We start from the raw sequence: 12,838 nt of genomic DNA, 5'->3' as shown, positions 1-12,838 counted from the left end.
TTTGTGAACAGCGGTGAGGTAAACCGGTGGCCCATCCGTGTAGTGCTTGAAACTGCGATTTATTCGCATTAACAGCGTTTTCTACACGGGTTTTCACAGCATGAAGTCGACGGCGGGCGGTTGGGTTAAACAGTGGCTGGGAGCCTCGGTATTGGCGGTGTCGGGGCTGGCGTTGCTGCCCCTGGCGGTGGCACGGGCGCAGGAGCAGCAAAGCACCCAGTTCAGTTTTGCGCTGGCAGCCAAACCGCTGCCCCAGGCCTTGAGCGATTTCAGCCGGGTCACCGGCATCAGCGTGATCTACACCGATGAAGCCCCCTACGGCCTCAGCGCTCCGGCGGTCAGTGGCCAGATGAGCGCGACCCAGGCCCTGCAGCGCCTGCTGAGCCAATCGGGCTTTACTTTCCGCCAGATCGACGCTCGTACCCTGGCCCTGGAACCGGTGCCTACCGAAGGGGCCGTCAACCTGGGCGCGACCACCATCAACGCTGCCAGCCAAACCCAGGACGCCACCAGCTACCAGCCACCGCCCACCAGTTCAGTGATGCGCTCCCAGGGCCTGTTGCTGGAAACCCCGCAAACCGTCAACGTCGTCCCTGCCCAGGTATTGCGTGATCAACAACCGCGCAATCTGGATGACGCCCTGGGCAATGTCAGTGGGATCACCCAGGCCAACACCCTCGGCAGCACCCAGGACGCCGTGATGCTGCGCGGCTTTGGCGACAACCGTAACGGTTCGATCATGCAGGACGGCATGCCACTGGTGCAGGGGCGCGCGTTGAATTCCACGGCCGAGCGGGTCGAAGTCCTCAAGGGCCCGTCGTCGTTGCTGTACGGCATCCAGGACCCAGGCGGGGTGGTCAATATCGTCAGCAAGAAGCCCGAGCTGGTGCAGTCCACCTCCCTGACGGTACGCGGCTCGACCTTCGGCGATGGCAAGAACGGCAGCGGCGGCAACCTCGACACCACCGGCCCGATTGGCGACAGTGGCCTGGCCTACCGCCTGATCGTCGACCATGAAGACGAAGACTACTGGCGCAATTTCGGTACCCACCGCGAGACACTGCTGGCGCCATCCCTGGCTTGGTACGGCGACACCACCAAGGTGGTGTTCGCCTATGAACACCGTGAATTCCTTTCACCATTCGACCGTGGCACCGCCATTGATCCCAAGACCAACCACCCGTTGAATATCCCGGCGACTCGGCGCCTGGACGAGCCGTTCAACAACATGGAAGGCCGTTCCGACCTGTATCGCCTGGAAGTCGACCATGACTTGAACGACGACTGGAAAGCTCACTTCGGCTACAGCTGGAACCGCGAGACCTACGACGCCAGCCAAGTCCGTGTGGTCAAGGTCAATACCAACGGTACGCTGACCCGCAGCATGGACGGCACTCAGGGGGCGTTGACCACCGACCGTTTTGCCACCGCCAGCCTCGAAGGCAAGGTCGACGTGGCCGGCATGCAGCATGACCTGGTATTCGGCCTGGACGATGAGTACCGCAAGATCTACCGCGCCGACCTGATCCGCCAGGCGCCGCGTGGGGTCTTCAACTTCAACAACCCCGTGTACGGCAACGAAGTGGCCGGCACCACCGTCAGCGCCCCGGACAGTAACCAGACCGACCTGCTGCGCAGCGATTCGCTGTTCTTCCAGGACGCCATCCACCTCACCGACCAGTGGATTCTGGTAGGCGGCGCGCGCTACCAGATGTACGACCAATACGCAGGCAAAGGCGTGCCCTTTACCGCCAACACCGATGGCAACGGCCAGAAGTGGGTACCCCGTGCCGGCCTGGTGTACCGCTACACCGACCAACTGTCGTTCTATGGCAGCTACACCGAGTCGTTCAAACCCAACTCCACCATTGCGCCACTGGCCAACAAAACGGTGCTGGACGGCAGCCTGGAACCGGAACAATCCAAAGCCTGGGAACTGGGGACCAAGTTCGATATGCCGGGGCGCATCACCGCGAGCGCGGCGTTGTTCAACATCGAAAAACGCAACGTGCTGGTGCAAGTGGGCGATGGCCTGGCCTCGGTGTACAGCGTCGCCGGCAAGGTACGCTCGCGTGGCCTGGAACTGGACGCCAGCGGGCAATTGACCGACAACTGGAGCTTGATCGGCAGTTACGCCTATACCGATGCGGTGGTGGTCGAGGACAGCAAATACAAAGGTAACGACCTGCAAAACGTGGCGAAGAACACCGCCTCGCTGTCGGCGGTGTATGACTTCGGCAGCCTCCTGGGCGGTGATCAGTTGCGGGTCGGTGCCGGGGCGCGCTATGTCGGCGAGCGGGCGGGGGACGCCGCCAATAGCTTCGAACTTCCGAGCTACACCGTGGCCGACGCGTTTGCCACCTATGACACCAAAATCGATGGGCAAAAGGTCAAATTCCAGCTCAACGTGAAGAACCTATTCGACCGCACCTACTACACCTCCTCGGTGAACACGCAGTTCGTGTCCATTGGCGATGCGCGGCAGGTGTCGGTTTCCAGCACGGTGACGTTCTGATGAACAAGGTCGCCTGGCTACTGGCCCTGTTCATCAGCACCACCGCAGCGGCGGACAGCGGCGCCATCCACCGCGAACACCGAGTGACGTTGCCTGGCTCCGGGCACAGTTGGGGGTTCGTCGGCCTCGATCCGACGCGTCCCTATCTGTTTCTGGCCCGCCGCGAAAACGGGTTGACCGTGTTTGATGTCCAGCACCAGCGTACGGTCAAGACCGTGCTGCAGTCCGATGGCGCCAACGGTGTGGTGTTCGTGCCTGGGTTGGACCGCGTGTTTGTGCTCAACACCGACGGCAGCTTGAGTGTGGTGCAGTTATCCACACTCAAGCCGCTCAAGCGTATCGCCGTTTCGCAAAGCAACCTCAACAGCGCGGTGTACGAGCCGTCCACCGGCAAGGTGATTATCGTCAGCGGGCGTCGGGCGGATCGTTCGACGCTGTTCGAGTTCGACCCCCAGCAGGAACGCATTACCGGCGCCCATGAACTGGCGGTGAAGAAGATCGACCCGCTGTTGCTCAAGGGCGATGGCAGTTTCTTCTTGCCGATGCGTGATGAAGGCAAGATCGCGCGCTATGCGGCCGATACCTTTGCCGTGCTCGATACCTGGCAATTCAGCGATTGCCCCAAGCCGAGCGCGCTGGCCCAAGATGTCGAGCGCCAGCGCTTGTTTGTGGCGTGTCGAGGCGACTCGCCGGTGCTGATCGTTGCGGACCGTGAAAGCGGCGAGGTCAAGGCCAGGCTGCCGATTGGGCGTGACGTCAATGCCGTGGCCTACGATGCGCAACATCGTCGTTTGCTGATCCCCAGCGGCGTGGACGCGAACATCATGGTGATCGAGCAAAGTGATGCCGATCATTACGCCTTGTCGGCCACCGTCAGCACCGTGCCGATGGCCTATAACATGGCCTTCGACGCGCAACGCCAGCGGGTTTACCTGCCCGCTATGGACTTTAACCAGCCTGCGCCGAGCACTGCCGAACCCAAGCCCGACCCGCAGTTTCAGGCCGGTACGTTCTCCATCACCACCCTGGCACTTGATTGAGGGCTTTGAATTAACCAAGCTGCGCACTCTCGTAGTTTCAGGAATGCCAGTGTTATGCAGTGGGGACGATGGATACACGCCGGCGCGATGGCGCTGGGCTTTGGGTTGTTGCTCAGTGGTTGCGCCACGCCTTCGAAGACGGCGGGCGGGCAGGGCCTGGACCAACTGCTGGCCGACCCGGCGCTGCACGGCGCCAGCGTTTCCCTGATGGTGCGGGATGCCGAAAGTGGCGCCACGCTCTACCAGTACAACCCACGCACGCGGTTGGTGCCGGCTTCCAACCTCAAGCTGTTGACCACTGCTGCGGCCATGGACGTGCTGGGCCCGCAATACCGTTTTGCCACACAATTGCTCAGCAATGGCACGCGCCAAGGCGATCGTCTCAGCGGCAACCTTTACCTGCGCGGCCTCGGCGACCCGACCCTGCAGTTTGCCGACTACCAGGCGCTGGCGGCGCAATTGGCCAGCCAGGGCATTCGCCAGGTGCAGGGCGACCTGGTGTTCGACGACACCTGGTTCGACGCCGAGCGATTGGGCGTCGACTGGTCCCATGATGATGAAACCACCTACTACGGTGCGCAGATTTCAGCACTGACCGTATCACCCAATAGCGATTTCGATGCGGGCAGTGTCCTGGTCACGGCCAAGGCCCCGGTGCGCGCTGGCCAGCCTGTCACGGTCGAGATCTACCCGCCCACCGATTACCTGCAACTGAGCAACCGTGCCGTCAGCGGGCCGGGCAACACTTACGGGATCAATCGCCGGCATGGCACCAACCTTTTGCAGCTCAGCGGTGCGGTCGCGCCGGGCAGGCAGAGCGAGCAATTGGTCAGTGTGTGGGAGCCCACGCAGTTGGTCGCCAACCTGTTCGAGCAGGCGCTGGCACAGCAGGGCATCCGCGTTTCGGGGCGTCGGGTGATGGGCGCTGCGAGCCCGGCCACGGCGACCGTGCTGGCCGAGCACCAATCGGCGCCGCTGCAGGAGCTGATCACGCCGTTGCTCAAACTCTCGAACAACAACATGTCCGAAGCCTTGCTCAAGGCCATGGGGCGCAAGACCGCCAACAGTGGCACGGCGGCGGCGGGCGCGGTGGCGGTGGCCGGGTTTCTCAAGCGTCAGGGCCTGGATACCACGACGCTGAGCCAGGTCGATGGATCGGGCCTGTCGCGGCGTAACCTGGTGTCGTCGCAAAACCTCACGGATGTGCTATTGGCCGCGAGCAAGCAGCCGTGGTTCAACGCCTGGTACAACGCGTTGCCGGTCGCTGGCAATACCGAGCGCATGACCGGTGGCAGCCTGCGTTATCGCCTGAAGGGTACGCTCGCGGAAAACAACCTGCATGCCAAGACCGGCTCCATGGGCGGCGTTTCGTCCCTGAGCGGCTACCTCACCGATACCCATGGACGGCGGTTGGTGTTCTCCATGATCAGCAACAACTATGTGGTGGCCGGCGCCCAGGTCAAAGGCGTGGAAAACCGTGTGGTCGAGGCACTGTCACGCTGGGACGATTGATTCAGGGCTGATAGCCCATGCGCCAGCTTACGGCCCGGGTCGCTGCCAGCAACTGCTGCGCCGCCGGGCCATTTTCATCGGCGTGGAACAAGGAGGTGGGACCGACTACGGTCATCACCGCCGCCACTTGCCCGACCGCGTTGAAGACCGGTGCCGACAACGCATCGACCCCAGGCATCAGCAAACCGTGCACAAAATGCAGGCCACGGCTGCGAATCTGTTCGCACACGGCGGCGTAGGCCTTATCGTCGGCCAGGGCATGGGCGGTTCCGGCCTGAATCTCACGCTCGCGCAACTCCACGGTTTCCCGCGACGGCAAATAAGCGCTGAACACCAGGCCGGTGGACGAACTGAGCAGCGGTAATACCGAACCCAACTGCGTCACCACCGTGACGGCGCGCACCGCAGGCTCGATATGCACCACCGTTGCGCCTTGATTGCCCCACACTGCGAGAAAGCAGGTTTCATTCAATTCATCGCGCAGTTCCGCCAGGGGCATCGCGCCGACTTTCAACACGTCCATGCTGCCCAACGCAGCCAGGCCCACGCGCAACGCCTCGCGACCCAGGCCATAGTGGTTGGTGGCGGGGTTCTGTTCGGCAAAACCTGAGGCGATCAGCGCCTGCAAATAGCGATGCACCTTGCTCGCGGGCATTTGCACGTGTTCGGCCAGGCGCGACAACGAGGTTGCCGGCGAGAGTTCGGCCAGGGCCTTGAGGATATCGGTGCCCACTTCGGCCGAGCGGACTTTCTGTTTTCCGGTGTCGCGGGGGGTATCCATGGAAGGGCAAGAATCCGAGAGATGAATGGGCGTCTTTATAGCTTGACGGTCGATAGTGATCAAATTACGTTATGCGTAAGTGAATTACGATAAAAACAATTCCGTACAGAGGATGTTCCATGAACCTCGAATACCAATCGGGCTTCGGCAATGAATTCGCCAGCGAGGCCCTGCCTGGTGCGCTACCCGTCGGCCAGAACTCCCCGCAGAAAGCGCCTTATGGGCTGTACACCGAACTGTTCTCCGGCACCGCCTTCACCATGGCCCGCAGTGAAGCGCGCCGTACCTGGCTGTATCGCATTCAGCCCTCGGCCAATCATCCGGCGTTCGTTAAGTTGGATCGGCAATTGGCCGGTGGGCCTCTGGGTGCGGTGACACCGAACCGCCTGCGTTGGAATCCGCTGGATGTTCCCAGCGAACCGACGGATTTTGTCGATGGGCTCGTGGGCATGGTTGCCAACTCGGGGTCGGAAAAACCCTCGGGCATCAGCATCTACCACTACTGTGCCAACCGCTCCATGGAGCGCGTGTTCTTCAATGCCGACGGTGAACTGTTGATCGTGCCCGAGCAGGGGCGCTTGCGCGTCGCCACCGAGCTGGGCGTGCTGGACGTGGAGCCGCTGGAAATCGTCGTGCTGCCACGCGGTCTGAAATTCCGTATCGAGCTGCTGGACGCCGAGGCGCGCGGCTACGTCGCCGAGAACCACGGCGCACCGCTGCGCCTGCCAGACCTGGGCCCTATAGGCAGCAACGGCCTGGCCAACCCGCGCGACTTCCTCACGCCGGTCGCGCACTACGAAGACCTCAAGCAACCGACCACCCTGGTGCAGAAGTTCCTCGGTGAACTGTGGGCCTGCGAGCTGGATCATTCGCCGCTGAACGTGGTCGCCTGGCACGGCAACAATGTGCCGTACAAATATGACCTGCGTCGCTTCAACACGATCGGCACTGTCAGTTTCGATCACCCGGACCCGTCGATTTTCACGGTGTTGACCTCGCCCACCAGCACCCACGGCCTGGCCAACCTCGACTTCGTGATCTTCCCACCGCGCTGGATGGTGGCCGAGAACACCTTCCGTCCGCCGTGGTTCCACCGCAACCTGATGAACGAATACATGGGCCTGATCCAAGGCGCCTACGACGCCAAGGCCGAAGGCTTCCTGCCCGGCGGTGCGTCGTTGCACAGCTGCATGAGTGCCCATGGTCCGGATGGCGAGACCTGCACCAAAGCGATCAATGTGGAGCTGGCGCCACACAAAATCGATAACACCATGGCCTTCATGTTCGAGACCAGCCAAGTGCTGCGTCCCACACAGTTCGCCCTTGAATGCCCACAACTGCAAAACACTTATGACGCGTGCTGGGCCTCGTTGCCCGCCACCTTCAACCCGAACCGGAGATAACCCATGACTCATCCAACGCTAACCCGCAGCTGGGTGGCCTCCGCCAACGGTCACCGCGATTTTCCCCTGCAAAACCTGCCGCTGGGGGTGTTCAGCATCAAGGGCTCGGCACCGCGCAGCGGCGTGGCGATTGGTGACTCGATTCTCGACCTGTTTGCCGCCTTGGACGCGTTCGAGGGTGAGGCTCGCCGCGCCGTGGAAGCCACCGCCGGCGGTCAGTTGAATGCCTTTTTCGAACTCGGCCGTGGCCCGCGCGTGGCCCTGCGCGAACGCCTGCTGGAACTGCTGGCCGAAGGCAGCCAACTGCAAACCCGCGAGGCTCAAGTGCTGCACCGCGCCGCCGATTGCCAGATGCACGTGCCGGCGAAAATCAGCGACTACACCGACTTCTATGTCGGCATCGAACACGCGCAGAACGTCGGCAAACTCTTCCGCCCCGACAACCCCTTGCTGCCGAACTACAAGTACGTGCCGATCGGCTACCACGGGCGCGCCTCGACCATTCGCCCATCGGGCACCGATGTCCGTCGCCCCAAGGGCCAGACGCTGCCGGCCGGTCAGGCCGAGCCGAGCTTCGGCCCGTGCGCACGCCTGGACTACGAATTGGAGCTGGGCATCTGGATCGGCCCGGGCAACGCCATGGGCGACGCGATTGCCATTGGCGACGCGGCCGAGCATATCGCCGGTTTCTGCCTGCTCAACGACTGGTCGGCGCGGGATATCCAGGCTTGGGAGTATCAGCCGCTGGGGCCGTTCCTGTCCAAGAGCTTTATCACCAGCATCTCGCCCTGGGTGGTTACGGCTGAAGCGCTGGAGCCGTTCCGCAAGGCGCAAGCGCCGCGTCCCGAAGGTGACCCGCAGCCGCTGTCTTACCTGCTGGACAAGCGTGACCAGAACGCAGGTGCCTTGGATATCGAACTGGAAGTCCTGCTGACCACCGCTTCGATGCGTGAGCAGAACCTGCCGGCTCATCGCCTGACGCTGAGCAACACCCTGCACATGTACTGGACCGCGGCGCAAATGGTTGCCCACCACAGCAGCAACGGCTGCCAGTTGCAGGCTGGTGACCTGTTCGGCTCGGGCACCTTGTCCGGGCCGCAGCCGGGGCAGTTCGGCAGCCTGCTGGAAATCACTGAAGGCGGCAAAAAACCGATTGAATTGGCGTCCGGCGAGGTGCGCAAATTCCTTGAAGACGGTGACGAAATCATCCTGCGCGCCCGTTGCAGCCGCGAAGGGTTTGCCTCCATCGGCTTCGGCGAGTGCCGTGGCACCGTGGTCGCGGCGCACTGAGAGGGACGGGCGATGGATCTCTATACCTACTACCGCTCTACCGCGTCGTATCGGGTGCGTATCGCGCTGGCGCTCAAGGGGCTGGATTTCAGCGCCGTGCCGGTCAACCTGCTGGTTCCGGCGGGCGGCGCCAACCGCCAGCCCGAATACCTGGCGATCAACCCGCAAGGCCGCGTGCCTGCGTTGCGTACTGATGACGGGGCGTTGCTGATCCAGTCGCAGGCGATCATCGAGTATCTGGAGGAACGTTATCCACAGGTGCCGCTGCTCTCCAAAGACCTGGCCGCCCGTGCCCATGAGCGGGCGGTTGCCTCGATCATCGCCTGCGATATCCACCCATTGCACAACTCCAGCACCCAGAACCTGTTGCGAAAGTGGGGGCATGATGAGGCGCAGTTGCTGGAATGGATCGGCCATTGGATCAGCCAGGGCCTGGGCGCGGTGGAGCAAATGATTGGCGATAAAGGCTTTTGCTTTGGCGAGCAGCCGGGGATGGCGGATGCGTTCCTGATTCCCCAGCTGTACGCGGCGCAACGTTTCAAGGTGCCTTTGGCGGCGTACCCGCGTATCGGGCGGGTGGCAGCCTTGGCGGCCCGGCATCCGGCGTTTGTGCAAGCGCATCCGGCTAATCAGCCGGATACCCCTGATACACCCTGAATGAATGTGGGAGGGGGGCTCGCCCTAATGCCTGTCAGTTAAGCGATAAAGCGGGCGATGGATAAATTGTGGGAGGGGGCTTGCTCCCGATAGGCCGCGCAGCGGCCTCAAAAATGGGCCTGCTACGCAGTCCATCGGGAGCAAGCCCCCTCCCACAATGACCGAGTTAAGCCTTAACTGACTGGCATTAGGGCTCGCGCCCTTCCACATTGGGTCGAAGTTGCCCACATAAAAAAATAAAGGGACCTTGCGATGCACAATCAGATTGCCAGCTTTCGTGCGGCACTCGATGCCCGTCCGGTGTCGAACTATCAGTGGTTGATTCTCCTGCTACTGGCGCTGTTGCTGGTGACCGACGGCTACGACGCTCAGGTGTTGGGTTACGTGGTACCGGCCTTGGCCAAGGACTGGGGCTTGGAAAAAGCCGCGTTCGGCCCGGTATTCAGTGCCAACCTGTTGGGCCTGACGTTGGGCTCGCTGCTGGTGACGCCGCTGGCCGACCGGTTTGGCGTGCGGCGCATCCTGCTGGGCTGCGTGCTGATCTATGCCAGCCTCACGGTGTTGATGGTGTTTGCCAATTCCCTGACGACGCTGATGGCCGCGCGCTTTATCTGCGGGATCGGCATGGGCGGTGCGATGCCGAGTGCCATGGCGTTGATGTCGGAATACTCTCCACCCCGTTTGCGCACCTTGATGGTGACGTTGGCCGCGTGCGGCTTTTCGTTCGGCGGCGCGGCGGGTGGGTTCGTTGCGGCGGGGTTTATCGAAGGCTTTGGCTGGCAGGCGGTTTTCCTGGCGGGCGGCGTCACGCCGTTGCTGCTGTTCCCCTTCCTGGTGTGGCTGCTGCCCGAATCCCTGCCGCGCCTGTTGCGTGACGCACCGCCCTATGCGCGCTTGCAAAAGGTCACGGCGCGCATGCTGCCCGGCTGGCAGCCGCCACTGGCCAGCGACGCCGAAAACCAGCGAGAGCAGGGCAGCAAACTGACGGTGCTGGAGTTGTTCCGCAACGGCTATGCGCGCCCGACCCTGCTGCTCTGGGCGACCTTTTTTGTCAGCTTGATCCTCTTGTACTTCATGATCAGTTGGCTGCCGTCGTTGCTGCTGGAAAGTGGCCTAGCCTTGAAAGAAGCCAATCTGGTGACGTCGATGTTCCTGTTTGCCGGCACCCTGGGTGCCATCGGCATGGCCTGGTTCGCCGACCGCCTGAAAAGCAAGGTGCGGCTGTTGTCCGGCGTATTGGCGGCGGCTGCGCTGTGCACCGTCCTGTTGGGGCTGAACCATGCCAACCCGCGTTACCTGGTGGCCTGCGTGTTCGCCGCCGGTTTCTGCATCATCGGCGGCCAACTGACGCTCAATGCCTTCGCCAGCAACTTCTACCCGGCCCATGTGCGCGCTACCGGCACCGGCTGGGCCTTGGGGGTGGGACGATTCGGCTCGATCCTGGGGCCGCTGTTCGGCAGCCTGCTGTTGGCGATGCATATTCCGGTGCAGCAGATTTTCTTCTTCTGCGCGATTCCGGCGGTGATCGCCGCGTTGCTGATCATTCAGGTACGTTCGCCTGTCGTCAGCGTGCCCAAGAGCCCGTTGCAGACGGATATCCTCAAGGCGCCGGGGGCTTAATGCACCACCGTGTTGGGCGGCAGATGCCCCAGCCGCTCGGTCAGGCGCAGGCGCTGGATCGGGTCTTCGCTGAGCAGCAGGGCATGTTCCAGGTCAAAGCGCTCGGCGTTCGGGCAGTCCAGGCGCTGATACAGGCTGGCCCGGGCCAGGTAGTCGGCGGCGCTGGCATTGCCCAGTTCCAGCACGCGCTCGGCATCGATCAAGGCGTCGAGCGGGGCATCATTGGAGAGGTGCAGCTGGCGCAGGTTGCGTGACAGGCGTTGCAGGATCGAGCGTGGTTCAGCGGTGTTCAGGTGTTCAGCCTGCAACTTGAGATTCGGCCCATATTGACGTTGCAGCAGTTCGCGGCAGTCATTGGGGTACAGACGCCGACCGCCACAGGGGTCCAGCAGATGGTCGGCGCCGGGCACCCGCAACAGAAAATGCCCCGGGAAATTCACGCCCACCAATGGGATGTCCAGGCGTCGCGCGATTTCCAATGCGATCAGCGCCATGGCCAAGGGTTGCCCGCGCTTGCGTTGCAGTACCTTGTCCAGCAGGGCGGCGGCGGGGCGCAGCGGGGTGAATTCGTCCTGGGCGAATCCCAGGTCGTTCAAGCGCCGCAACAGGGGTTGACCCAGTTCGTCAGCGGGCAATATGGGCATGCCCAGCGCGACCTGTTGTTGCAGCACGGTGACGTCTTGCAGGATGAGCAACGGCTGCACGGCGGGATCGTGCTCGGCGGCAATCCACAACGCCGCTTCAAACAGCGCGGGGGGAGAGCGGTCCAGGCAGGCGAAAAAGGCTTGGCGGGGATTCATTGCTTTCTCCGGCGGATGCCCTCGTTTTAGCCTTGCTGTGAATTTTCGTCCAGCGTCTTGAGAAATATCCTACCGTCTTATGTCTTAGGGCCTGCAAAACCGTGAGCCTTATTCCAGTGCAGTCCAGCATTTTTCTACCGCAAGCCTATACTTGGGCCACTACCAGAAGTGATTCGGGAGCTCATTGATGTTTGCGCTCATGCACAGCACCCGCCTTGAATCGCTGCACCTGAGCGTCGACCCGGTGACCGGTCTGAAGGCGATCATCGCCATCCACAACAGTCGCCTGGGGCCGGCCTTGGGCGGCTGTCGTTACCTGACGTACCCAGACGATCAAAGTGCCGTGGCGGATGCCGCGCGCCTGGCCCAAGGCATGAGCTACAAAGCCGCCCTGGCCGGCCTGCCGGTAGGCGGCGGTACGGCGGTGATCATCCGCCCCGTGCACGTGGAAAGCCGCGCCGCCTTGTTCGAAGCCTTTGGCCGCTGCATCGAAAAACTCGACGGCCGCTTCATTACCGCCATCGACAGCGGCACCTCGGTTGCCGATATGGACTGCATTGCCCAGCACACGCGCTTCGTCACCAGCACCACCGCCGCCGGCGACCCCGCGCCGCACGCGGCCATGGGGGTGTTTACCGGTATCCGCACCACCGCCATGGCCCGCCTGGGCAGCGATAACCTCGAAGGCTTGCGCGTGGCGGTGCAGGGGCTGGGCAATGTGGGGTATGCCCTGGCCGAGCAATTGCACGCGGCCGGTGCCGAGCTGTTGGTCAGCGACATCGATCATGGCAAGGTCCAACTGGCCATGGAGCAACTTGGCGCGCACCCCATCGCCAACGATGCCTTGCTCAGCACCCCTTGCGACATCCTCGCGCCCTGCGGCGTCGGTGCGGTGTTCAATCGCCATACGGTTGGCCAACTGCGTTGCGCCGCTGTGGCCGGTTCCGCCAGCGCACAACTGACCAACCTGGAGATCGCCGACCAACTGGAAGGGCGAGGCATCCTCTACGCCCCCGACTATGTGATCAACTCCGGCGGCCTGATCTACGTCGCTCTCAAGCACCACGGCGCCGAGCTGGCGGACATCACGGCTCATCTGTCAAACATAGGCAGGCGCCTGACCGAAATCTTCGCTCACGCCCAAGCCGAAAAACGTTCCCCGGCACGGGTTGCCGATGAGTTGGCCGAGCGTCTGCTGTACAAATAGCCCAGGCATTAAA

10 protein-coding genes are annotated in these 12,838 nt (G+C 62.6%); 8 read left to right on the top strand and 2 right to left on the bottom strand.

Annotated elements, in window-relative coordinates; genetic code table 11:
- Window positions 1-100 precede the first annotated feature (100 nt).
- From JBE38_RS14510 to dacB, 3 genes are read left to right on the top strand one after another with little or no spacing between them, the layout of a single operon-like run.
- A complete protein-coding gene (locus JBE38_RS14510; protein ID WP_205344544.1) occupies window positions 101-2,515 on the top strand; it encodes a TonB-dependent siderophore receptor in 2,415 nt (804 codons plus the stop codon).
- Complete coding sequence (locus JBE38_RS14505) at window positions 2,515-3,555, top strand: YncE family protein (protein ID WP_240202508.1); 1,041 nt, start codon at window positions 2,515-2,517, stop codon at window positions 3,553-3,555. Before JBE38_RS14510 ends, JBE38_RS14505 begins: the two co-directional genes overlap by 1 nt.
- Window positions 3,556-3,609: 54 nt before the next feature.
- Window positions 3,610-5,067: a D-alanyl-D-alanine carboxypeptidase/D-alanyl-D-alanine endopeptidase gene (dacB, locus tag JBE38_RS14500; RefSeq protein WP_205344543.1), complete on the top strand. Its 1,458-nt coding sequence runs from the start codon at window positions 3,610-3,612 to the stop codon at window positions 5,065-5,067.
- 1 nt (window position 5,068) lies between these two features.
- Here the strand turns inward: dacB and JBE38_RS14495 are convergent, their stop codons facing one another.
- Window positions 5,069-5,848 (bottom strand): IclR family transcriptional regulator, encoded by a 780-nt coding sequence (locus JBE38_RS14495; protein WP_090366600.1) that lies wholly within the window; start codon window positions 5,846-5,848, stop codon window positions 5,069-5,071.
- Window positions 5,849-5,967: 119 nt separating this feature from the next.
- Here JBE38_RS14495 and hmgA point away from each other — a divergent pair, with 119 nt between their 5' ends.
- The 4 genes from hmgA (at window position 5,968) to JBE38_RS14475 (ending at window position 10,818) form a co-directional block, all read left to right on the top strand.
- The gene (hmgA, locus tag JBE38_RS14490; RefSeq protein ID WP_060753839.1) at window positions 5,968-7,251 is read left to right on the top strand and encodes a homogentisate 1,2-dioxygenase; all 1,284 of its coding nucleotides are present in this window, start codon (window positions 5,968-5,970) and stop codon (window positions 7,249-7,251) included.
- Window positions 7,252-7,254: 3 nt separating this feature from the next.
- Window positions 7,255-8,541, top strand: a complete 1,287-nt coding sequence (gene fahA / locus JBE38_RS14485) for a fumarylacetoacetase (protein ID WP_205344542.1) — start codon at window positions 7,255-7,257, stop codon at window positions 8,539-8,541.
- A gap of 12 nt (window positions 8,542-8,553) precedes the next feature.
- Window positions 8,554-9,198: a maleylacetoacetate isomerase gene (maiA, locus tag JBE38_RS14480; RefSeq protein ID WP_205344541.1), complete on the top strand. Its 645-nt coding sequence runs from the start codon at window positions 8,554-8,556 to the stop codon at window positions 9,196-9,198.
- A 252-nt stretch (window positions 9,199-9,450) separates the two neighbouring features.
- On the top strand, window positions 9,451-10,818 hold the full coding sequence (locus JBE38_RS14475) for an MFS transporter (protein WP_205344540.1): 1,368 nt from the start codon (window positions 9,451-9,453) through the stop codon (window positions 10,816-10,818).
- On the opposite strand, the gene JBE38_RS14470 is transcribed toward JBE38_RS14475, so the two are convergent.
- Window positions 10,815-11,618 (bottom strand): SirB1 family protein, encoded by an 804-nt coding sequence (locus JBE38_RS14470; RefSeq protein WP_205344539.1) that lies wholly within the window; start codon window positions 11,616-11,618, stop codon window positions 10,815-10,817. The two genes, JBE38_RS14475 and JBE38_RS14470, sit on opposite strands and share 4 nt — an antisense overlap.
- A gap of 187 nt (window positions 11,619-11,805) precedes the next feature.
- Between JBE38_RS14470 and JBE38_RS14465 the strand changes: the two genes are divergently transcribed.
- Window positions 11,806-12,825: a Leu/Phe/Val dehydrogenase gene (locus JBE38_RS14465; RefSeq protein WP_060753834.1), complete on the top strand. Its 1,020-nt coding sequence runs from the start codon at window positions 11,806-11,808 to the stop codon at window positions 12,823-12,825.
- Window positions 12,826-12,838: the final 13 nt, after the last annotated feature.

This window comes from Pseudomonas sp. ICBG1301, from assembly GCF_016918385.1.
Lineage (GTDB): Bacteria > Pseudomonadota > Gammaproteobacteria > Pseudomonadales > Pseudomonadaceae > Aquipseudomonas > Aquipseudomonas palleroniana.
This window is presented reverse-complemented; position numbering and strand designations above follow the sequence as displayed.